This is a genomic window from Massilia sp. YIM B02769 (assembly GCF_030411995.1).
GTDB lineage: Bacteria > Pseudomonadota > Gammaproteobacteria > Burkholderiales > Burkholderiaceae_D > Telluria.
Genome location: NZ_JASNRC010000001.1, coordinates 102,064 through 125,261, shown reverse-complemented (window position 1 = coordinate 125,261; position 23,198 = coordinate 102,064). Strand labels below are relative to the sequence as shown.

The 23,198-nt window shown below is 64.3% G+C and carries 16 protein-coding genes and 2 tRNA genes; 13 read left to right on the top strand and 5 right to left on the bottom strand.

The window, feature by feature from the left end:
- Window positions 1–7: 7 nt before the first annotated feature.
- Window positions 8–493, bottom strand: coding sequence for an SRPBCC family protein (locus QPK31_RS00585; protein WP_290421002.1), 486 nt, complete (start codon window positions 491–493; stop codon window positions 8–10).
- Between the two features lie 258 nt (window positions 494–751).
- On the opposite strand from QPK31_RS00585, the gene QPK31_RS00580 reads away from it, so the two are divergent.
- Together QPK31_RS00580 and QPK31_RS00575 are read left to right on the top strand one after the other, a co-directional pair.
- Window positions 752–2,833 (top strand): UvrD-helicase domain-containing protein, encoded by a 2,082-nt coding sequence (locus tag QPK31_RS00580; RefSeq protein WP_290421001.1) that lies wholly within the window; start codon window positions 752–754, stop codon window positions 2,831–2,833.
- A gap of 125 nt (window positions 2,834–2,958) precedes the next feature.
- Entirely contained in the window at window positions 2,959–3,162 is a 204-nt protein-coding gene (locus QPK31_RS00575) for a SlyX family protein (RefSeq protein WP_290421000.1), read from the top strand.
- A 36-nt stretch (window positions 3,163–3,198) separates the two neighbouring features.
- On the opposite strand, the gene QPK31_RS00570 is transcribed toward QPK31_RS00575, so the two are convergent.
- Window positions 3,199–4,092, bottom strand: coding sequence for a GMC family oxidoreductase N-terminal domain-containing protein (locus QPK31_RS00570; protein WP_308633639.1), 894 nt, complete (start codon window positions 4,090–4,092; stop codon window positions 3,199–3,201).
- The gene (locus QPK31_RS26160; RefSeq protein ID WP_308633638.1) at window positions 4,089–4,484 is read right to left on the bottom strand and encodes an FAD-dependent oxidoreductase; all 396 of its coding nucleotides are present in this window, start codon (window positions 4,482–4,484) and stop codon (window positions 4,089–4,091) included. The genes QPK31_RS00570 and QPK31_RS26160 overlap by 4 nt, the downstream gene beginning before the upstream one ends.
- Window positions 4,485–4,718: 234 nt before the next feature.
- Here QPK31_RS26160 and QPK31_RS00565 point away from each other — a divergent pair, with 234 nt between their 5' ends.
- From QPK31_RS00565 to QPK31_RS00540, 6 genes are all read left to right on the top strand, one after another.
- Complete coding sequence (locus tag QPK31_RS00565; protein WP_290420999.1) at window positions 4,719–6,854, top strand: M3 family metallopeptidase; 2,136 nt, start codon at window positions 4,719–4,721, stop codon at window positions 6,852–6,854.
- 233 nt (window positions 6,855–7,087) lie between these two features.
- Window positions 7,088–9,208 carry a M3 family metallopeptidase gene (locus tag QPK31_RS00560; protein WP_290420998.1) on the top strand — a complete coding sequence of 707 codons (2,121 nt, stop codon included), beginning with the start codon at window positions 7,088–7,090 and terminating at the stop codon, window positions 9,206–9,208.
- A gap of 199 nt (window positions 9,209–9,407) precedes the next feature.
- Window positions 9,408–9,620, top strand: a complete 213-nt coding sequence (locus QPK31_RS00555; RefSeq protein ID WP_229436482.1) for a VF530 family DNA-binding protein — start codon at window positions 9,408–9,410, stop codon at window positions 9,618–9,620.
- 10 nt (window positions 9,621–9,630) lie between these two features.
- Window positions 9,631–9,927, top strand: a complete 297-nt coding sequence (locus QPK31_RS00550; protein ID WP_290420997.1) for a DUF4404 family protein — start codon at window positions 9,631–9,633, stop codon at window positions 9,925–9,927.
- Between the two features lie 178 nt (window positions 9,928–10,105).
- Complete coding sequence (locus tag QPK31_RS00545; RefSeq protein WP_290421387.1) at window positions 10,106–12,373, top strand: YgiQ family radical SAM protein; 2,268 nt, start codon at window positions 10,106–10,108, stop codon at window positions 12,371–12,373.
- Between the two features lie 282 nt (window positions 12,374–12,655).
- On the top strand, window positions 12,656–13,822 hold the full coding sequence (locus QPK31_RS00540; RefSeq protein ID WP_290420996.1) for a GGDEF domain-containing protein: 1,167 nt from the start codon (window positions 12,656–12,658) through the stop codon (window positions 13,820–13,822).
- A gap of 434 nt (window positions 13,823–14,256) precedes the next feature.
- Here QPK31_RS00540 and QPK31_RS00535 read toward each other — a convergent pair.
- Both QPK31_RS00535 and QPK31_RS00530 read right to left on the bottom strand, forming a co-directional pair.
- A tRNA-Asp gene (locus tag QPK31_RS00535) sits at window positions 14,257–14,333 on the bottom strand.
- A 39-nt stretch (window positions 14,334–14,372) separates the two neighbouring features.
- Window positions 14,373–14,448, bottom strand: a tRNA-Val gene (locus QPK31_RS00530).
- 184 nt (window positions 14,449–14,632) lie between these two features.
- Here QPK31_RS00530 and QPK31_RS00525 point away from each other — a divergent pair.
- The 5 genes from QPK31_RS00525 (at window position 14,633) to QPK31_RS00505 (ending at window position 23,054) form a co-directional block, all read left to right on the top strand.
- Window positions 14,633–15,904: a glycerate kinase gene (locus QPK31_RS00525; RefSeq protein WP_290420995.1), complete on the top strand. Its 1,272-nt coding sequence runs from the start codon at window positions 14,633–14,635 to the stop codon at window positions 15,902–15,904.
- A gap of 209 nt (window positions 15,905–16,113) precedes the next feature.
- Entirely contained in the window at window positions 16,114–18,381 is a 2,268-nt protein-coding gene (locus QPK31_RS00520) for a TonB-dependent receptor (protein WP_290420994.1), read from the top strand.
- A 375-nt stretch (window positions 18,382–18,756) separates the two neighbouring features.
- Entirely contained in the window at window positions 18,757–20,574 is a 1,818-nt protein-coding gene (locus QPK31_RS00515) for a S8 family peptidase (RefSeq protein WP_290420993.1), read from the top strand.
- A gap of 419 nt (window positions 20,575–20,993) precedes the next feature.
- A complete protein-coding gene (dinB, locus tag QPK31_RS00510; RefSeq protein ID WP_290420992.1) occupies window positions 20,994–22,070 on the top strand; it encodes a DNA polymerase IV in 1,077 nt (358 codons plus the stop codon).
- A gap of 87 nt (window positions 22,071–22,157) precedes the next feature.
- Window positions 22,158–23,054 (top strand): recombination-associated protein RdgC, encoded by an 897-nt coding sequence (locus QPK31_RS00505; RefSeq protein WP_229436489.1) that lies wholly within the window; start codon window positions 22,158–22,160, stop codon window positions 23,052–23,054.
- The last annotated feature ends 144 nt before the right edge of the window (window positions 23,055–23,198 follow it).

The following is a 23,198-nucleotide window of genomic DNA, read 5'->3' as shown; positions in this document are numbered from 1 at the left end:
CGCTAACTCAATTCAGGTAACTCGCATCCAGTTTCCCCTCGGCCGCCATCTGCCGCAGGATCCGCACCGTATCGATATCCGCCTCCTCATACGCCGACTTCTTGAAATCGTCGTACATCTTGTTGGCAGGATCGCTGTGCTCGCCGGTGCCGTCGTCGTATGCGAAACGCACATACAGCCGCGCCGAATCCGGCGCCTCGATGGTCATGGTCAGCAGCGACGCCTGGATCTCGCCCTGCGCCGGCACCTCATAGCGCACTTCCTGCAGCGGGGTCAGGATCACGGTGTCGTGCACCACCAAATCGCCATAGCGCAGGCGGCGCTGGAAGCTGCCGCTTTCGCGTTCGCCGATCTCGCACTCGTCCAGGTGCGGCACGAACAGTTTCGGCGACTCGGCGCGGATGACCAGGCCGCGCCACAGCTGTTCGCGGGTGATCGTGTCGATCAGCGGGTTGAGCGGGTCGTTAATTTCGATCAGGTGTTCAAATTTCATTGTTGTCAGCTCGTAGCAATGGGCGCGGGGCGCGATGGGGCGATGGTAACCGATCGCGCAGGAAGCAGCCCATATGCCGCCGACATACCGGAATTCAACCTGCGCGCCCCGGCCAATGCGCCAGCGTTGCAGATTTGCACAGCAAGATTGCCGGATCGCCCAGGCCGCTCCCGGGAAGCGGCCAGAAAGCGCCAAGTTCGCCGCGCACAGCCGCGCCGGCTTCGCTACAATACCCGGCTGACCTCAAGAGTAATTCCCATGTCCAATGCACCAAAGTTCGGCCTGAACGGGCCGCAAAGCGAAGCCGTGCTCTATCTCGACGGCCCCTGCCTGGTGCTGGCCGGCGCCGGCTCGGGCAAGACGCGGGTAATCACCCAGAAGATCGCGTACATGATCGAGCATTGCGGCTACGATCCGCGCACGATCGCCGCGCTCACCTTCACCAACAAGGCCGCGCTCGAGATGCAGGAGCGGATCGCCAAGCTGCTGAAACAGCCGAAGCAGGCCAAGCAGCTGACCGTCTCGACCTTCCACTCGCTGGGCGTGAAGATCCTGCGCCAGGAAGCGGCCGGCGTCGGCCTGAAGGACAAGTTTTCCATCATGGACAGCGACGATTGCTACACCATCGTCTCCGACCTCGCCCTCACCACTGACAAGCAGGAAATCCGCCGCATCCAGAACGCCATCTCGCTGTGGAAGAACGGCCTGGTCGACCCGGACGACGCCATCAAACAAGCCAAGGACGAGGAAGAAGCCCAGGCCGGCCGCGTCTACCGTAGCTACGTGGCGACCCTGCAGGCCTACCAGGCGGTCGACTTCGACGATTTGATCCGCCTGCCGGTGGAGCTGTTCCGGAACAATGACCCGATCCGCGACCGCTGGCAGCGCCGCCTGCGCTACCTGTTGATGGACGAGTACCAGGACACGAATACCTGCCAGTACGAGCTGGTGAAACTGCTGGTCACCGGCATCGGCAAGAAGCCGATGTTCACGGCCGTCGGCGACGACGACCAGGCCATCTACGCCTGGCGCGGCGCCTCGGTCGAGAACCTGAAGACGCTGCAGGTCGACTTCCCGGATTTACGCGTCATCAAGCTCGAACAGAACTACCGCTCCACTACGCGCATCCTGCAGGCGGCGAATGCCGTCATCGGCAATAACCCTAAGCTGTTCGAGAAGTCGCTCTGGTCGGAACACGGCCTGGGTGAGCCGATCAAGGTGATGGGCATGCAGAACGACGACCAGGAAGCCGACCAGGTGGCGATCATGATCTCGGCCGACCACTTCCAGCGCAAGAACAAGTGGTCGGACTACGCGATCCTCTACCGCGGCAACCACCAGGCGCGCGTGATGGAGCAGGCGCTGCGCAAGGAGCGCATTCCCTACACCATGTCCGGCGGCCAGAGCTTTTTTGATAAAGCCGAGATCAAGGACATCATTGCCTACCTGCGCCTGATCGCTAACCAGGACGACGACCCGGCCTTCATCCGCGCCGTCACCACGCCCAAGCGCGGGGTCGGCATGGCGACCCTGGAAGTGCTGGGCGAATTCTCGCGCCAGTGGAACTGCTCGCTGTTCGAGGCCGCCGGCAAAGGCGGCATCGAAGCCAAGCTGCAGGACCGCCAGCTGCACCCGCTGCGCGACTTCTGCCGCTTCATCGACGACCTCGAAGACCGCGCCACGCGCCCGGGTCCGTCGGGCAGCGGCGACAACGCCGCCGAGGTGCTCGACGACATGATGAAGGAGATGAACTACGAGCACTACTTGTACGAGAATTTCGACGACCGTGCGGCGCAGGGCAAGTGGCAGAACGTGCTGGAGTTCACCAACTGGCTGAAGGAACGCGGCCGCGGCGGGCGTGACCGTGATGGCGAGGAAAAGAACCTGCTGGAGTTGACGCAGATGGTGGCGCTGATGTCCATGCTGGAAGGCCAGGACGAAACGCCGGACGCCGTGCGCATGTCGACCCTGCATGCCTCGAAGGGGCTGGAATATCCGCACGTGTTCCTGGTGGGCGTGGAAGAGGGCATCCTGCCGCACAAGGGCGACCCGGACGACCCGATCGAGAAGATCGCCGCGCGCATCCAGGAAGAGCGGCGCCTGATGTACGTGGGGATCACGCGCGCCCAGCGCACGCTGCAGATCACCTGGTGCAAGAAGAGGAAGCGCGCCGGGGAGCTGGTGCACTGCGACCCGTCGCGCTTCATCAAGGAGATGGCGCTGGACGAAGGCGATGCCCCGCCGAAGGAAAGCGAAATCATCAGCCCGAAGGACCGGCTGGCCAGTTTGAAGGCCTTGCTGGCGACGCCGAAGCCGGATGCGCCGAATCCGGTGGCGTGACCTTTAGCGCTACCTGTACGGTGGGGCTTTAGAGGCCCCCGGCCTCTAAAGCCCCACCGTACGAACACCGCCCGCCAACAGGCATAATGCCGCTCTCATTCAATCAGCCGGAAACAGGAACCCCCGTGGACCACGAAGACCGTTTTGTCGACATCGAAATCAAGCTCGCGCAGCAGGAAGACCTGGTCGATTCCCTGAACGGGATCGTCTACCAGCAGGCGCGCAAGATCGACCAGCTCGAAGCCATGATCGCCAAGCTGGCCGAGCACATCCGCAATTTGCAGGAAGCGGGGCAGAACCCGATCAACGAGCGTCCGCCGCACTACTAATCTGGTGGGTTCGAGCCGCACGCGGACCCACCCACCCTAGGCAGCGAGCCAGCTGCCCAGGCGCTTGCCCAGGCAGAGTAAGGTCAATGTCGGCGGCAAGCCCCAGGGTTCGGGAATCACCGAGGCGTCGCATACGAACAAGCCCGGTGTCGGCGTCTGCAAATCCGCATCCACGCCATCCCCGATACGCACGCTGCCGCCCGGGTGCGCGGCAAAATGCCAGGACTTGAAGATGTGGTGCGCGCCCGCCTCGCGCAGGACCGCCTTCGCCATGCCGACGCCATGCGCCAGCTTCCTGCGGTCGCTCGCCTGCAGCGTCTTGTCGGCCCAGCGCGGACCGACGCTGCCGCCGATCTCGTCGCGGATCTTGACCATCATCGACAGCGTGCGCCGGTGCGCGAACAAACGGTCGACCCTACCCACCTGCGTCGCGAACGCCGCATACATCGGTTGCGGCAGGGTCAGGTCGGCCAGCGCGATGCCCTCGTCGTGCAGGCTCAAGCCAGCCGTCATCGGCACTTCGGCGCCGCCGTCGATGTCGTCCACGCTGCCCATCACCGCCACCACCGGATCGCTGAAGAAGGGTACGCGGCGCAGCCCGAGTCCGGATGCGTGCAGGATGCGCGGGCTGCCCAATCCACCCGCCGCCAACACCACGATGGACGCTGCAATCGTCCGCACTGCGCCGCCGATCTGCGCTTCCACACCGGTGGTGCGGCCATTTTCCACCAGCACGCGCAGGACGCGGGCCTGGTCGGCCAGCGTGGCGCCGTCGCGGCAGGCATCGTCGATGAAGTCGCGCGCCGTCCACTTGGCGCCGTAGGGGCAGCCGTAGACGCAGCGCCAGCAGCCGCTGCGGCAGGCAGCGGGGCGGATCATCTTGTCGAGCTTGTGCCAGTCGAGCGCCAGGGCGCGTGCCGCCGTCATCATGCGCGCGGCCATCGGGCCGACCAGGGCGTCGGGCAGGGCGCCATCGGCAGTTCGGCGCGCAATGCGTTCAGGGCCGGGGCCAGGTCGATGCCGTGGCGTTCGAACATGGCTCGCGGCGGCGGGGCGGCGGTGGCGAAGTTGATGGCCGAGCTGCCGCCGAGGGTGATGCCGCCCACCAGCAGCGAGGCGTCGCGGTGCAGGTAGGCGCCCTTGCCGGGCACGGCGGCCATCGCCGCCATCTGGGTGACCGTGCCTGTCAGCGGGGCGGCGCTGCCCTGTTCCAGCACCAGCACGCGCATGCCTGAACGGGCCAGTTCGCGCGCCGTGCTGGCGCCACCGGGGCCGCTGCCGACGACGACGGCATCATACGAAGAGAGCAGAGTAGGAGGCATGAAGGAAGAAGGCGATGATGGAGGCGGATGCTAGCACGTCGGGCTGTTTGCATCGCCAGCGAGGGCGGCGACGCTGCCCTTTCAGCGTATTTTGTCTGTCTATACACGGTCCTGCGCGTTTGTTAGCACTTTGTTTCAGCGTGACGGTACGGCAACAAAGCCTGCTATGATCTTCCGCGCACCTGTCGCGCGGCGATCCCGCGGGCAGCCCAAGTCGAATTCGTGAGAGAGACAATGAAACGCCCAACCATGCTCATCATCGCGGCCAGCCTGGCCTTCGCCGGCACCGCTTTTGCCGCTCCTGCCGGTTCCGGCACTGCCCTGGATGCATCGAATCCCTTCGCCAAGCCCAGCACCCTGCCGTTCAATTACCCGGCCTTCGACAAGATCAAGGACGAGCACTTCGTCCCGGCCTTCGAAGCCGGCATGCGCGAGCAGCTGCGCGAAGTGGCCAGCATCGCCAACAACAAGGCCGCGCCGACCTTCGAGAACACCATCGTCGCGATGGAGCGCTCGGGCCAGATGCTGTCGCGCGTGGCGGCCGTGTTCTCGAACCTGCAGACCGCGAACACGAATGACCGCCTGAACGCCGTCGACAGCCAGATGTCGCCGAAGCTGGCCGCCCACGGCGACGCCATCTACCTGAACCCGAACCTGTTCAAGCGCGTCGAGACCCTGCACGCCAAGCGCGACAAGCTGGGCCTGGACGCCGAAGCCAAGCACCTGCTGGAGCGCTACTACAAGGAATTCGTGCGCGCCGGCGCCAAGCTCTCGAACGCCGACAAGGAAAAGCTGAAGGCCTATAACGGCCAGATCGCCTCGCTGCAATCGGAGTTCTCGCAGCGCGTGCTGAAGGAAGCCAATGCATCGGCGCTGGTGGTGAACACCCGCGAAGAATTGGCCGGTCTGTCGGACGCCGAGATCTCGGCCGCCGCCGCCGAAGCGAAAAAGCGCGGCATGGACGGCAAGTACGTCATCGCCATCGTCAACACCACGATCCAGCCGCCGCTGTCGAGCCTGACCAACCGCGCGGTGCGCGAGCGCCTGCAGGCCGCATCGATGGCCCGCGGCAGCCGCGGCGGCGAATTCGACAGCCGCGACCTGGTGCTGAAACTGGTCCGCCTGCGCGCCGAACGCGCCACCCTGCTGGGTTACCCGAACTACGCCGCCTATTCGCAGGAACTGGAAACGGCGAAGAACCCGGCCGCCGTCAATAAACTGCTGGCCGAGCTGGCCAAGCCGGCCGTGAACAACGCGAAGAAAGAAGCGGCCGAGATGCAGAAGATCGTCGACGCCGAGAAGGGCGGCTTCCAGATCGCCGCCCACGACTGGGCCTTCTACACCGACAAGGTGCGCGCGGCCCAGTACAACTTCGACGAAAGCCAGCTGCGTCCCTACTTCGAGATGAACAGCGTGCTGGTGAACGGCGTCTTCTTCGCCGCCACCAAGGAATACGGCATCACCTTCAAGGAGCGCAAGGACCTGCCGACCTATGACCCGGACGTGCGCACCTTCGACGTGATGGATGCCGACGGCAAGCAGCTGGCGATCTTCATCTTCGACCCGTATGCGCGCGCCAACAAGCAGGGCGGCGCCTGGATGAACGAGTACGTCTCGCAGTCGCACCTGCTGAACCGCCACCCGGTCGTGGCGAACCACCTGAACGTGCCGAAGCCGGCCGCCGGCGAGCCGACGCTGCTGACCTACGACGAAGTGCGCACCGCCTTCCACGAATTCGGCCACGCGCTGCACGGCATGTTCTCGGACGTGAAGTACCCGCACTTCTCGGGCACCAACGTGCCGCGCGACTTCGTCGAGTACCCGTCGCAGGTCAACGAGATGTGGGCGGCCTGGCCGGAAGTGCTGGCCAACTACGCCAAGCACCACAAGACCGGCGCGCCGATGCCGAAGGAGCTGCTGGATAAAGTGGTCGCCTCGAAGAAGTTCAACATGGGCTTCGTGACCACCGAATACCTGTCGGCCTCGCTGCTCGACCAGCGCTGGCACCAGCTGACCCCGGCCCAGATCCCGACCGACGTCCTCGCCTTCGAAGCCAAGGCATTGAAGGATGCCGGCGTCGACTTCGCACCGGTGCCGCCGCGCTACCGCACGACCTACTTCTCGCACTCGATGAACGGCGGCTACTCGGCCGGCTACTACGCCTACCTGTGGAGCGAAAAGCTCGACGCCGATACCGTGCAGTGGTTCACCGAGAACGGCGGCCTGTCGCGCAAGAACGGCGACCACTTCCGCAAGACCCTGCTGTCGCGCGGCGGCACGGCCGATGCGATGGACCTGTTCCGCAACTTCCGCGGGCGTGATCCGATCATCGAGCCGCTGCTCGAGCGTCGTGGTTTGACCGCGCAGTGATGGTTGGCGTTGGCGGTGTTTCAGCTTGTACCGCCAACAATGATCATCGTTCCGCGTGGGCACGGCGTGCCCACCGTACAGTCGCGGCTACCAGCCACAATGATTTCGCCGATAACGGTGACCGTAGGGTGGGCACTTCGTGGTGCTGGCATTTAGCCAGCCCCACTGCCCACGCGGAAGCCAGCATAGACAGAACCCCATTTTCACCGCACCACACTAGAAACAGAGACCCCATGAACCGTCCCCCACTCCTGCTGATCGCCGCCAGCGTCGCCGTCGCGAACCTGGCCTACGCCGCTCCTGCCTCGATGCTGGAAGCCTCGAACCCGTTCGCCAAGCCGAGCACCCTGCAGTACCAGTACCCGCCGTTCGACAAGATCAAGAACGAGCACTTCGCACCGGCGTTCGCCGAAGGCATGCGCCAGGAAGCGGCGGAGATGGAAGCGATCGCCAACAACAAGGCGGCGCCGACCTTCGAGAACACCATCGTCGCCATGGAACGTTCGGGCCGCCTGCTCGACCGCGTCGGCTCGGCCTTCGGCACCCTGCAAGGCTCCTACACCAACGACACCCTGCAAGCCCTGGCCAAGGAACTGGCGCCGAAACAGGCTGCCCACAATGACGCGATCCGCCTCAATCCCAAGCTGTACGCGCGCATCAAGGCGCTGTACGACAAGCGCGACAAGCTGAACCTGGACGCCGAATCGAAGTACCTGCTCGAGCGCTACCACACCGACTTCGTGCGCGCCGGTGCGCAATTGTCGGATGCCGACAAGCAGAAGCTGAAGGCGATGAACAGCCAGCTGGCCGCGCTGTCGACCCAGTTCGCCCAGAACGTGCTGAAGGAAGCCAATGCCTCGGCCCTGGTCGTGAACACCCGCGAAGAGCTGGCCGGCATGAGCGACAAGCAGATCGACGCCGCCGCCGCCGAAGGCAAGAAGCGCGGCCTGGACGGCAAGTTCGTGATCCCGGTCGTGAACACCACCCAGCAAGCCGGCCTGTCGGTGCTGACCAACCGCGCCACCCGCGAGAAGCTGCTGGCGGCATCGCTGGCGCGCGGTTCGCACGGCGGCGAGTTCGACAACCGCGACGTGGTCCTCAAGATCGCCAAGCTGCGCGCCGAACGCGCCGTGCTGCTGGGTTACCCGAACTACGCGGCCTACAACCTGGAAGACCAGACCGCGAAGACCACCGGCGCCGTCAACAGCCTGCTGGCCGAATTCGCCAAGCCGGCCGTGAACAACGCCAGGAAGGAAGCGGCCGAGATCCAGAAAGTGATCGACGCCGAAAAGGGTGGCTTCAAGGTCGCCGCCCACGACTGGAACTTCTACAGCGACAAGGTGCGCCAGCAGCGCTACGCCTTCGACGCCTCGCAGCTGCGGCCTTACTTCGAACTGAACCGCGTGCTGCAGGACGGCGTGTTCTTCGCCGCGAACAAGGAATTCGGCCTGACCTTCAAGGAACGCAAGGACCTGCCGACCTATGTGGAAGACGTGCGCACCTTCGACGTGTTCGACGCCGACGGCTCGCAACTGGCCATCTTCACCTTCGACCCCTACGCGCGCGCCAACAAGCGCGGCGGCGCCTGGGCGAATGCCCACGTCGGCCAGAGCAAGCTGCTGGGCACGAAGCCGGTCATCGCCAACAACCTGAACATCGCCAAGCCGGCTGCCGGCGAACCGACCCTGCTGACCTACGACGAAGTGCGCACCACCTTCCACGAGTTCGGCCACGCGCTGCACAGCATGTTCTCGGAAGTGAAATACCCGCGCCTGTCGCGCGTGCCGCGCGACTACGTCGAGTTCCCGTCGCAGGTGAACGAGATGTGGATGGCCTGGCCGGAAGTGCTGGCGAATTATGCCAAGCACTACCAGACTGGCGAACCGATGCCGAAGGAACTGCTCGACAAGGTGCAGGCTTCGCAGCAGTTCAACGAGGGTTACCGCACCACCGAGTACCTGGCCGCGTCGCTGCTCGACCAGGCCTGGCACCAGCTGACCCCGGCGCAGATCCCGACCGACGTGCTCGCCTTTGAAGCCGAGGCACTGAAGAAGGCCGGCGTCGACTTCGCCCCGGTGCCGCCGCGCTACCGCACGACCTACTTCTCGCACACCTTCTCGGGTGGCTACTCGGCTGGCTACTACGGCTACCTGTGGGCCGAGAAGCTGGACGCGGATACCGTCAACTGGTTCAAGGAACACGGCGGCCTGACCCGCAAGAACGGCGACCACTTCCGCAAGACCCTGCTGTCGCGCGGCGGTACGCTCGATGCGATGCAGATGTACCGCAACTTCAGCGGTCGTGATGCGCAGGTGCAGCCGTTGCTGGAGCGTCGTGGTTTGACGGGCGAGTAAGTTCGTCGATGCCGGCGCGGTCGTGATCGATCCGCCGGTAACGATCACCGCGTGGACACAGGTGTCCACCCTACAACGGCGATAACCGTAGGGTGGGCACTCGTGCCACCGTCTTTTTTCGTGCGTACGCACACCCCACCGCCCCCCGAATCCGGTGTATAAACACCCCGATTCCCACAACGACAAGATTCCCCAAGCGATGAGTGTTCAGTCCCTCCACGGTATTACTTTAGAATCGCTGTTAACCCGCCTGGTCGAGCACTACGGCTGGGACGGACTCGGCCGCCGGATCGATATCAACTGTTTCCAGAAAGATCCGAGCATCAAGTCGAGCCTGAAGTTTTTGCGCCGCACCCCTTGGGCGCGCGAAGAGGTCGAGAAGCTGTATCTCGAAACCCGCTTCCCCAACTAGCGAGAATGCCATGCTGAACGAAGATGAGAACGTGAGCGATCCGGACCTGAAAACACGCCTGAAGACCCTGCACCGCAGCCTGTCCGAAACTGGCGAGGTCGACGAGGAACTGCAGATGCTGCTGCGCCAGCTCGACGGCGACATCAAGCAGGTGCTGGAGCGCCGCGCCGACCAGGATCTCGACGCCAACACCTATGGCCTCGGTTCGCGCACCCAGGAACTGAGCGCCCGCTTCACCGCGCGCCACCCGAAGGTGGCGACCACGCTGAACGAACTCGGCAGCATCCTGTCGAACATGGGCATCTGAGCCGCTGAAGAGCGAGGCTGCTCAACCACAAGTCATTGAAATGTAAGCAATTTTCCAGGCAGGGAGCAGCCGATACAGGGGAATTCCGGTACAATGCCGGCCAATGAACTCCCCAGTCAATCTCTTCGCGAGCGTGCCCAAACGCTCCAGCCGCGCACCTGCCGCGCCTTTCCTGCCGATGACCCGTGCCGAAATGGACGCGCTCGGCTGGGATTCCTGCGACATCATCCTCGTCACCGGCGACGCCTACATCGACCATCCGAGCTTCGGCATGGCCCTGGTCGGGCGTCTGTTAGAGGCACAAGGCTACCGGGTCGGCATCATCAGCCAGCCGGACTGGACCTCGGTCGACCCGTTCCGCGCGCTGGGCAAGCCCAACCTGTACTGGGGCATCACCGCCGGCAACATGGACTCGATGGTCAACCGCTACACGGCCGACCGCAAGATCCGTTCCGACGACGCGTATACCCCGAACGCCGAGCCGAACAAGCGCCCGGACCGTGCCGTCACCGTGTATGCCCAGCGCGTGCGCGAAGCCTATCCCGGCGTGCCGGTCATCGTCGGCTCGATCGAGGCCTCGCTGCGCCGCATCGCCCACTACGATTACTGGTCCGATAAAGTGCGCCGCTCGGTGCTGTTCGAGTCGAAGGCCGATTTGCTGATCTTCGGTAACGCCGAACGCGCCCTGGTCGACGTCACGCGCCGCATTGCCGCGGGCGAGAACATCAAGAACATCCGCGATTTGCGCGGCACCGCCTTCCTGGTGCCGCAGGGCTGGCTGCCCGACGAAGAATGGTCGGTACACAATTCCACCCGCGTGGATGTGCCGGGCCGCATCGACAAGCAGCCGAACCCCTACGCGATGGCGCTGGAAGACCCGAAAGCCTGCGCGCTGGACAATGCCGCGCCGGAACCGGAAGTCAAACCGGTCATCATCATGACGCGCGAACAGCGCCAGGCCGCCGCCCGCGAAAAGGCGGCGAAGACCGTGGTACGCCTGCCGAGCTTCGAAACCGTCAGCGAAGACCCGGTGATGTATGCCCACGCCTCGCGTGTGTTTCACCTGGAATCGAACCCCGGTAATGCGCGCGCGCTGGTGCAGGCCCACGGCGACCGCGACGTCTGGCTGAACCCGCCGCCGCTGCCGCTGGCCATGGACGAGATGGACAACGTCTACGACCTGTCGTACGCGCGCGCCCCGCACCCGAGCTATGGCAAGGCCCACATCCCGGCCTGGGAAATGATCCGCTACTCGGTGAACATCATGCGCGGCTGCTTCGGCGGCTGCACCTTCTGCTCGATCACCGAGCACGAAGGCCGCATCATCCAGAGCCGCTCGGAGCCGTCGATCCTGCGCGAGATCGAGCTGATCCGCGACACGACCAAGAACTTCGCCGGCACGATTACCGACCTCGGCGGCCCGACCGCGAACATGTACCGCCTCGCCTGCAAGGAAAAGAGCATCGAGGAATCCTGCCGCCGCCTGTCCTGCGTGTACCCGACCATCTGCAGCAACCTGGGTACCGACCACAGCAAGCTGATCTCGCTGTACCGCAAGGCGCGCGCGATTCCCGGCGTGAAGAAGATCCTGATCGGTTCGGGACTGCGCTACGACCTGGCCGTACGCTCGCCTGAGTATGTGAAGGAACTGGTCACCCACCACGTGGGCGGCCTGCTGAAGATCGCGCCCGAGCACACCGAGCAGGGCACGCTGTCGAAGATGATGAAGCCGGGCATCGGCGCCTACGACGAGTTCAAGCGCATGTTCGAGAAGTACTCGATCGAGGCCGGCAAGAAGCAGTACCTGATTCCCTACTTTATCGCCGCCCACCCGGGTTCGACCGACGAGGACATGCTGAACCTGGCGCTGTGGCTGAAGAAGAACAACTTCAAGCTGGACCAGGTGCAGACCTTCACGCCGACGCCGATGGCGATGGCGACGACCATGTACCACAGCCGCAAGAATCCGCTGAAAAAGGTGACGGAAGATTCGGAAGTGGTGGAAACCGCGCGCAGCGGCAAGATGCGCAAGGCCCATAAAGCCTTCTTGCGCTGGCACCACCCGGAAAACTGGCCGATCCTGCGCGAGACGCTGACCAAGATGGGCCGCGGCGACCTGATCGGCAATGGCGAGCGCCACCTGGTGCCGGCCTGGCATCCGTCGGAAGAGGGCGCGGCGCCTGCCGTGCGCGAGACCGGCGCCCGGAATGCAGGCACCAAGGCCGGCACGACGGCAGGCGCGCGCCAGCCGGGTGCACGCCCGGCGGCGCCGGCGGCCAAGCGCGGCGGCATGCCGGCTGCGGTGCCGCCGCACCTGGCCGCGAATGCACGGCGCCAGCCCGAGCGTGCCCAGGCCGCCGGCCGCGCTGCGCCGGCCGCCGTGGAAAAGATGCGGCCGTCGATCCTGTCGACCATCAAGGCCAAGCCCAAGGCCGGACGCAAATAAGCCGACGCGTCAAGTCGAAGGGGCCGCAAAGGCCAGCCACGCAGCAATGCATGGCTGGCCTTTTTCATGCCCGTTGTGTATGCACGACATTGCATATGTCACATTCCCGGGCGCTCGCCCCGGACGATTCGAGACCTGCATCTAAAACAGTCAATCGTGCGTACATGACCGCTGAAAGACGGTAATATGATTCCTTTGGGAAATAATTGTTAGCAGTTTTATACTGTAACGTCGATAGATTTGATGTTTTCGTCGTGCTGACTCTCCCGCAAGGAACGCGCAGTGATCGATATCCATACCTATATGCTGGCGCTCGGCATCGGCAATATTTCGTTTGCCGTGCTGATGGTCGCATACATCCGCGACACCGAACCCAGCCCCGGCCTGCGTTTCTGGACCTGGGCGCGGCTGGTGGCCGGCACCACCCAGTTGCTGGCCTATGCCCGGCCCCAGCTGGGCGTGCCGGCGCTGGCCCTGGTCGAGCCGCTGGGCTGGTTCGTCGGCTGGGCGCTCGAGATCGCCGCGTACTGCACCTTCTTCGAAGTGCGCAACTGGAAGCGCGTCGTCGTGCCGATCGCCGGCCTGGCATTGCTGGCGGCCGCCTGCGTCGTGCCCCTGGCCGACGCCAGCTATGGCGATCTGATGGGGCTGATTGCCTGCGTGTTCGCGCTGTCGTCGATCTCGACCGCCAGCGTGCTGCTGAATCCGAAGTTGAAGAACCCGACCTTGTTGCAGCGGATCATAGGCCTGAACAATGGTGTGTTCGGGCTGGCGATCGGCAGCTGGGCGATCGGGGCCGCCATTCGTGGCGAGCTGAACATGGTCGAGACCGACGTCAACCAGCTGGCCGCCTATGTGTCCGGCTACATGCTGATGATCGTGAACGGCTTCGGCTTCCTGCTGATGTCGAAGCAGCGCAACGACGCCGTCATGAAGCGCCTGGCCACGTTCGACGACCTGACCGGCCTGCTGAACCGGCGCGCCTTCCTGGGCCGCGCCAATGAAGCGCGCCTGCTGGCGCTCAGGCAGCGCAAACCGATTGCGCTCCTGATGATCGACATCGACCACTTCAAGCGCCTCAACGACCGCTTCGGCCATGCCACCGGCGACGAAGCCCTGGTGCTGTTTGCGCGCACCGCCGGCGCTACCTTGCGCGAGCACGACACCATCGGCCGCATGGGCGGCGAGGAATTCGCCCTGGCGATGCCGGGCACCGACCTGGAAGGCGCGCTGCAGGCCGCGGAACGCCTGCGCCAGGCGACCATGGACATTGGCCTGCTCACTTGCGGCAACAGCTACCAGATGACGGTGAGTATCGGCGTGGTGGCGATTGAGGCGAACGAGGAGCTGCCGGCGGCACTGGCGCGCGCGGACCGGGCCTTGTACGAGGCCAAGCGGAATGGGCGCAATCGAGTGGAGTTGGGGAGTGCGGTGCGCCAGGTCGCGTGAATCTCTATTGCCTGAATTGATCGTGCCGCTCGATTAATCCTGGGCGGCGACGTAGGGTGGGCACCCCGTGCCCACGCGGAACGACGCGCTAAAGAAACGCTTGTGCAAGCGTTTGCCAATGATCAGGTGATCCGCGTCAAAGAGAGCAGCCACGGTGCATGCATCCGCGTGGGCACGGAGTGCCCACCGTACGGTCTCAGCCGCAGGCCACTATAAGCGCCAACATTTTCGGCGATGTAAACGAAAGAAGGGTCCGACGAATCGGACCTTTTTCCTTAATGCTGGCGGAGCGGACGGGGCTCGCCCACGTTCCGCGGGCCGCGGATTCCCTTGCAGGGGAATCCCTTCGAGCCCCGAACGCTCTCCCCGCAGGGGGAGAGCTTCTGCGCGGAAAAAGAAAAAGGTCCGACGAATCGGACCTTTTTCCTTGATGCTGGCGGAGCGGACGGGGCTCGAACCCGCGACCCCCGGCGTGACAGGCCGGTATTCTAACCAACTGAACTACCGCTCCGTTTTAACTGATCGGTTCTTCGTTTTCTGAAACTGAACTTGGTGGGCGCTGAGAGGCTCGAACTCCCGACCTAATCCTTGTAAGGGATCCGCTCTACCAACTGAGCTAAGCGCCCCGCTCACTTTATTCGTTTCGTCTGACGTTTGTCATTGCGTCTGAAGAGGCCCGAATCATAGCTAAGCCCTAGCGATTGCGCAAGGGTTTTTCTGAAAAATATGCAAAATACGTTTTTTTGCGTGAGCTGAGCCGTTGCCTTGGTTTTATGTCAATATCATCGCATCCCACCCCAGGAGAACCGTTTGGAAGCGTTCGATCCCCGCCAGTTCCTGACCCATCTGTTCCACGCGGCCCTGGCCGCCGTCGACCCCGGCCAACTGCTTGAACGGCACCTGCCGCCACCGCCGCGCGGACGCACGGTCGTGATCGGCGCCGGCAAGGCGGCCGCGCGCATGGCCGAGGCGGTCGAGGCGCACTGGCAGGGCGAACTGGAAGGCCTGGTGGTGACGCGCTATGCCCACGGCGCACCGACCCGCCACATCGAGGTGGTCGAGGCCGGCCACCCGGTGCCGGATGAAGCCGGCGTGCGCGCCGCCACCCGCATGCTGGAACTGGTGCAGGGCCTGACCGAAGACGACCTGGTGCTGTGCCTGATGTCCGGTGGCGGCTCGGCCCTGCTGTCGCTGCCGGCGCCCGGCATCACGCCTGAGGAAAAACGCAATATCAACCGCCAGCTGCTGCGCAGCGGCGCGCCGATCGGCGAAATGAACTGCGTACGGCGCCACCTGTCGGCGGTGAAGGGCGGGCGGCTGGCGCTGGCGTGTTGCCCGGCGCGGGTGCTGACGCTGGTGGTGTCGGACGTGCCCGGCGACGATCCGGCCGTGGTTGCCTCCGGCCCGACCGTGCCCGACGGCAGCAGCGGCGCCGATGCCCTGGCCATCCTGCAGAAATACGGCATCGCCGTGTCCGATGCGGCGCGCGCCGTGCTGGCCGACCCGGCCCTGGCGGCGCCCACACCCGACGACCCTCGCCTGGCGCGCAACGAGACGGTCGTCATCGCCACCGCGCAAGGCGCGCTCGATGCGGCGGCCGCGGCAGCCCGCGCAGCCGGGTTCACGCCCCTGGTCCTGTCGAACAGCATCGAAGGCGAGGCGCGCGAGGTGGCAATTGTCCACGCGGCCATTGCACGGCAAGTGATCGAACACGGCCAGCCCTCGCAAGCGCCCTGCGTGATCCTGTCCGGCGGCGAAACCTCGGTCACGGTGCGCGGGGAGGGCAAGGGAGGACGGAATGCCGAATTCCTGCTGGCGCTGGCCATCGCCCTGCGCGGCATCGCAAATGTGCACGCGATCGCCTGCGACACCGATGGCATCGACGGCACCGAGGACAACGCCGGTGCGCTGCTCGGCCCGGATACGCTGGCCCGTGCGGCGGCGAACGGCCTCGATCCTGCCGCCATGTTGCAGGATAACGATGGCTACAGCCTGTTTTCCGCACTCGGCGACCTGGTCGTCACGGGCCCGACGCGCACCAACGTCAACGATTTCCGCGCCATGGTAATTACGTCCGCCTAACACACTTGTTGTTATTTGACATCTGCATATGAATATTCACTTGATATTCGAAATCGTATAGCGAACAATCACGCCTTTGTTGGACGGCAACCTTAAGACATCAACAAGATGCGGGTGCCGCGGCGGGCAAACCGCCTCGCTGCTCAAACGAAGCGGCACATGGAGGAAAGAGTGGACATCGCGGTTTCACTACTCACGAAAGAACTATCATGATCAAGATGTCCAAGATGCATCGCCGCGTCGTGCAGGCACATGCCGCCATGCTGGCGCTGGCCGCCCTGCCGGCCCTGGCCCAGACCGATGCCGCCACGCCGGCCCCGGCTGCACAGACCGCGCCCGTGGCCGCACCCGTGGCCGCACCGGTCGCCGAGCTGCAGACCGTCACCGTGACGGCCCAGCGCCGCAGCGAGAACATCCGCGACGTGCCGCTGGCCGTGAGCGCCCTGCGCGGCGAGAAGCTCGACGTGCTGAACTCGAGCGGCCAGGACATCCGCCTGCTGGCCGGCAAGCTGCCGAGCCTGAACGTGGAATCGTCGAATGGCCGTACCTTCCCGCGCTTCTATATCCGCGGCTACGGCAACACCGACTTCAACATCTTCGCCTCGCAGCCGGTCTCGCTGATCTATGACGACGTGGTGCAGGAAAACCCGATCCTGAAAGGCTTCCCGATCTTCGACGTGGCCAACGTCGAGGTGCTGCGCGGCCCGCAGGGCACCCTGTTCGGCCGCAACACCCCGGCCGGCGTGGTGAAATTCGAATCCGAGAAGCCGCGCCTGGACAAGGTCGAGGGTTACTACAACGCCTCGATCGCCACCCACAAGACCGTGAACGTCGAAGGCGCCGTCAACGTGCCGCTGTCGGACACCGTCGCTATGCGCGTGTCGACCCTGCGCCAGCACCGCGACGACTACGTCAAGAACTACGCCGACCTGGCCCAGACCCAGTACCGCGGCAGCCTCGACGGCTACAACGAACACGCCGAGCGCGTGCAGTTCCTGTACAAGCCGAACGCGGCCTTCAACGCCCTGTTCAACATCCACCAGCGCAGCACTACCGGCAGCGCCCGCCTGTTCCGCGCCAACCTGATCCGCCAGGGCAGCAACGACATCGCCGACGGCCTCGACCTGGACCGCATTGTCACCAACGCGCTGAACGACCAGCGCCTGAGCACGCGCGGCGCCAACCTGCGCATGAGCTGGGACCTGGGCGACTACCGCCTGCACTCGGTCACCGGCTACGAGACCGTGGGCGAGTACTTTAGCCGCGGCGACATCGACGGCGGCATCCCGGCCGGCCCGGGCCGCATCCCGTTCCAGGTCGAAACCGCGAGCAACCTCGACCACCTGGAACAGTACAGCCAGGAATTCCGCATCGAGTCGCAGTACGCGGGTCCGCTGAACTGGCAGGCCGGCGTCTACTGGTTCGACGAAAGCGCCAGCGGCGGCAGCGACGGCTTCAACAGCGCCACCGGCGAGCGTATTTCCAGCCTCGTCAGCCACCAGGACAATACCGCCTGGGCCATGTTCGGCTCGGCCACCTACAAGCTGTCCCCGGTGTTCGACCTGCGCGCCGGCCTGCGCTACACCAAGGACGAGAAGGACTTCGCCACCGTGCGCGCCATCAACTCGCCGCAAGTGGGCGACACCTCGGTCAGCACCAGCAAGGGCAAGATCAGCTGGGACCTGAGCGGCACCTACAAGCTCACGCCTGACGTCAACGTGTACGGCCGCGTCGCCACCGGCTTCCGCGCCCCGAGTATCGCCGCCGCATCGGCGTCGGTGCCGATCACCGTGGCCGATGCCGAGACCATCACCTCGGTCGAAGCCGGCGTGAAGGCCGATTTGTTCGACCGCCGCGGCCGCGTCGCCTTCTCGGTCTACGACTACACGGTCAAGGACCAGCAGCTGACCGCCGTCGGCGGCGCCAGCAATGCCAACCAGTTGCTGAATGCCGACAAGACCAAGGGCCGCGGCGTCGAGCTCGACATCGAAGCCGCCGTCAGCCCGTCGCTGCGCCTGACCGCCAGCACCAGCTACAACTTCACGGAAATCCGCGACGCCGGCCTGGTCGTGGCCAGCTGCAGCTCGGCTTGCACGGTGCGTGATCCGGTTGCCGCCGCCGGCCGCGTTTTTGTGAACGGCAACATGCTGCCGCAGGCGCCGCGCTGGATCGTGAACGCCACCGCGCGCTACAGCGTGCCGGTGGGCGACGGCGAATTCTTTGCCTTCACCGACTGGTCCTACCGCAGCAAGGTCAACTTCTTCCTGTACGAGGCAGCCGAGTTCACCGGCAAGCCGCTGACCGAAGGCGGCCTGCGCCTGGGCTACACCTGGGCCAACGGCAAGTACGAAGCAGCCGTGTTCGGCCGTAACATCCTCGACGAACGCCGCATCACCGGCGCCATCGACTTCAACAACCTGACCGGTTTCACCAACGAACCGCGTACCTGGGGTGTGCAGTTCAAGGGTAACTTCTGATCTCAGCTTATTTTTGATTACAAGAACCTGACGTAGCACAAGGCCGCGAGCGATCGCGGCCTTTTTTATGCATGGTGGGAGGGCAAATATCTTGTCTTATGCACAAGGTAACTGATGTTGTCGCTTGATAATGAAACTGCGCCATATGTTATTTGCCGCACATACGAATGTGGCAAATATTCCATGTTTTTGTTAAGTCGAGCACAGAAACCGTTGTGAAAGTGCTGCACACGATTGGAAATTCCCTTCATGCATATTTACTCGGGAGTAGTCTTTCCAAGCCGCCAGTAGAGGGCAACTCCGGCAGGAGATGGCCGGAGACACATAAAACGAGGCATTTTTGCCTTGACGGAAAACTACACAAAAGGACGAACCATGAAGTCGATGCAATCGCTTTATCCGAGCCTGTTGAAAGTCACCGCTGCACTGGCCATTGTCGTGGGCCCGCTCCACGCCTCGGCCGCGGTACCGGAAGCCGTACCCGGTGCTGCCAAGGAAACGCAATACATCCTCCATACCGACCGCATGATCGTGAAGTACAAGGACGCGAAAGTCGTCAACGGCCGCGCCTTCGTGCCGGCCGTGACGGCGGCGCGCCAGTCGGTTGCCGACCGCGCCGGCCAGGACTACGGCGTCAAGCTGCAGGCCCTGCACGGCATCGCCACCGGCGCCAACGTCATGAAGCTGAGCCGCAAGCTGTCGCTCACGGAAGCCAGCGCACTGGCCAAGGAGATGATGGCGCGCGATCCGCAGATCGAATACGCGGAACCGGACCGCATCATGACCAAGATGATGACGCCGAACGATCCGCGCTACGCAGAGCAGTGGCACTACTTCGACACGACCGGCGGCCTGCGCCTGCCGGCCGCCTGGGATAATTCGACCGGCGCCGGCATCCGCGTGGCCGTCATCGACACCGGCTACCGTCCGCACGTCGACCTCTCCGGCCAGTTCCTGGCAGGCTACGACTTCATCTCCGACACCGCCGTTTCGAACGACGGCAACGGCCGCGACAGCGACGCTTCCGATCCGGGCGACGCCGTCACCGCCAACGCCTGCTATTCCGGTTCGCCGGCATCGAACTCGAGCTGGCACGGCACCCACGTGGCCGGCACCATCGCCGCCGCCACCAACAACGGCGTCGGCGTGGCCGGCGTCGCCTTCGGCGCCAAGATCGTGCCGGTGCGCGTGCTCGGCAAGTGCGGCGGCTACACCTCGGACATCGCCGACGCCATCGTCTGGTCCTCGGGCGGCAGCGTCAGCGGCGTGCCGAACATCGCGGCACGCGCCCACGTGATCAACATGTCGCTGGGCGGCGGCGGCGCCTGCGACACCACGACCCAGAACGCGATCAACAGCGCCCGCTCGCGCGGCACCGTCGTGATCGTCGCGGCCGGCAACGAGAACCAGAACGCCTCGAACGCCAGCCCGGCCAATTGCTCGGGCGTGGTGACCGTGGCGGCCACCACCAAGGCCGGGGGCCGCGCTTCCTACTCGAACTACGGCACCGTGGTCGACGTGGCGGCGCCTGGCGGCGGCACCGGCGGCGGCGTGCTGTCGACCCTGAACAGCGGCACCAATGCGCCAGGTTCGGACACCTACGCCTCCTACCAGGGCACCTCGATGGCGACCCCGCACGTGGCCGGCGTCGCTGCCCTGATGCTGGCGAAGAACGGCGCACTGACGCCTGACCAGATCGAGTCGAAGCTGAAGAGCACCGCGCGTGCCTTCCCGGCGACCTGCTCGGGTTGCGGCACCGGCATCGTCGACGCGGCAGCGGCCGTGGCTTCGGCTACTTCCGGCGGCGGCACCACGCCGACCGGCCCGACGATCGCGGAAAGCGAATCGAACAACACGATCGCCACCGCCGACGTCGTCAGCACCGCCAACACGACCGTGACCGGCAACATGGGTTCCAGCACCGACAGCGACTACTTCGTGGTCCAGCTGCCGGCCGGTAAAACCCTGACCGCCACCATGACCCCGGGTTCGTCGACCGCCGACTACGACCTGTACATCTACAACAGCTCGGGCACCCAGCTGGCGCTGAGCGAAAACGGCGCCGGTTCGGCCGATACCGCCTCGGTGGCGAATACCACCACCGCAACCGCCGCACGGTATGTGCGCGTCAAGTACTACAGCGGCGGTACAGGTGCGACCAACGGCAAGTACACGCTGCAGCTGGGCTGGTAATTTGTTCTGACACAGTCGAGTACCAAGGGTGAAAGACGCGCGGCGTGCCGCGCGTCTTTTTTTATTGGACGTACCACATACGTTCCGGTGGCATGCGGCCGCAACCGTACGGTGGGCACTCCGTGCCCACGCGGAACGATGCGTCATCGGCGACGATGCTGGTGATGCGAACAGACGCATGCTGATGAGCGTCCCAATGCGGACACGCAGCGTCTGCTCTCTTGGAGACGTCAACAACATGCATCCTGCCTGGCCAGCACCAGAGCCAACACCATGCGTCGTTCCGCGTGGGCACGGAGTGCCCACCGTACGGTTGACGTCCGTGGCAGCATCCGCGAAACATCCGTGGGCCTTGCACGGAACCGCAATTGACGAGATACTGTATGGAATGACAGTAGTCGGCCCCCGCCGCCGCCCGAGTGAACGCCCCCGCACGTAAAATCATCCATTGCGACTGCGACTGCTTCTACGCGTCGGTCGAGATGCGCGACGATCCGTCCTTGCGCGGCCGGCCGCTGGCCGTCGGTGGGCGCCAGGACCAGCGCGGCGTGGTGGCCACCTGCAACTACGAGGCGCGGCGCTACGGCATCCACTCGGCCATGGCCACGGCCCAGGCCGTCAAGCTGTGCCCGGACCTGCTGATCATTCCGCCGGCAATGGAGAAATACCGGATCGCCTCGCGTCAGATCATGGACATCTACCGCGACTACACGGACCTGGTCGAACCGCTGTCGCTGGACGAAGCCTACCTGGACGTGACCAACTCGCCGCACTGCAAGAACAGCGCGACCCTGATCGCCCAGGAAATCCGGCGCCGCATTTTCGAGACCGTCGGCATCACGGCCTCGGCCGGGGTGGCGCCGAACAAGTTCGTGGCGAAGATCGCCAGCGACTGGAACAAGCCCGACGGCCTGTTCCTGGTGCGCCCGGAAGAGGTGGATGCCTTTGTCGCGGCGCTGCCGGTGAAAAAACTGCACGGCGTCGGCAAGGTCACCGCCGCCAAGATGAACAACCTGGGCCTGCAGACCTGCGCCGATTTGCGCACCTGGAGCATGCAGAAGCTGCAGGAACACTTCGGCAGCTTCGGCGCGCGCCTGCATGACCTGTCGCGCGGCATCGACCACCGCGAGGTCAGTCCCGAGCGCGAGCGCAAGTCGATCAGCACCGAGGAAACCTACACGCCCGACATCCCGGACTTGCCGGGCTGCCTGGCGCTATTGCCGGATCTGCACGAACACCTGCTGGGCCGGATCAAACGCAACGCTGCCGAAAAATTCATCAACAAGCTGTTTGTGAAGATCAAGTTTTCGGACTTCCAGCAGACCACGGTGGAGTGTGTCGGCACCACGCCACACCTGCCGACCTTTGCCCGGCTGATGGAAATTGGCTGGGCGCGCGCCAGCCGTCCGGTACGCCTGCTGGGCGTCGGCGTGCGCCTGGGCGACACAGAACATGTCGAGCAGCTGAGCCTGTTTGACGAACATGCAACACATTGAAAAACCGTCTGTTGCCGGTCGAAAATAGGCCGGCTCCAGCGTGTAGAATGTCGTTCCCCTGAAATACTGAGACAACAGAAAGCAACTATGTGGTTCAAGAATCTTCAGATTTACCGCCTGCCCACCAACTGGGATTTCGCGCCTGAAAAAATGGAAGAGGCGCTGCAGTCGCAGGCCTTCACGCCGGCCAGCAGCAACGAATTGCTGCGCCAGGGCTGGGATGCACCGCGTCCGAACGGCAAGCTGGTCCACGTGGTCAACAAGCAGATGCTGATGATGCTGGGCACGGAAAAGAAGCTGCTGCCGAGCTCGGTCATCAACCAGGTGGCCAAGGCCAAGGCGGCCGAACTGGAAGAGCAGCAAGGTTTCCCGCCTGGTAAAAAGGCGATGAAGGAACTCAAGGAACGCGTGGCCGACGAACTGCTGCCGCGTGCCTTTACCATCCGCAGCAACACCTGGACCTGGATCGATCCGGTCAACGGCTGGCTCGTGATCGATGCCGCCAGCCCGGCCAAGGCCGACGAAGTCATCAAGCTGCTGCTCAAAGCCGTCGACCGCATGCCGCTGGAATCGCTGCGCGTGCAGCGTTCGCCGGTGGCCGTGATGACCGGCTGGCTGGAATCGGACGAAGCGCCGTACAACTTCACGATCGACCAGGACACCGAACTGCGCGCCACCGGCGAAAGCCGCGCCGCCGTGCGTTACGTGAAGCACTCGCTGGATCCGGAAGACATCCGCCGCCATATCGCCTCGGGCAAGCAGTGCACCCGCCTGGCCATGACCTGGAACAGCCGCGTGTCGTTCGTGCTGACCGAAACCCTGGCCATCAAGGGCGTCAAGCCGCTGGACGTGATCAAGGAAGGCGAAACCGTCACCTACAGCGACGACGAGCGTTTCGATAACGACATCGTGCTGATGACGGGCGAACTGTCGAAGATGCTGGCCGATGTGGTCGAGGCATTGGGCGGCGAAGCCAAGGCGTAAATGGTCGTAGGGTGGGTACTCGTACCCACCAAATGTGCCGCAGCATACCGCCACGGTCACCATGGCGATCGATCATGCGCCGATGTGGTGGGTACGAGTACCCACCCTACAAAAACGGACCCAAAAGGGTCCGTTTTGCTTTGC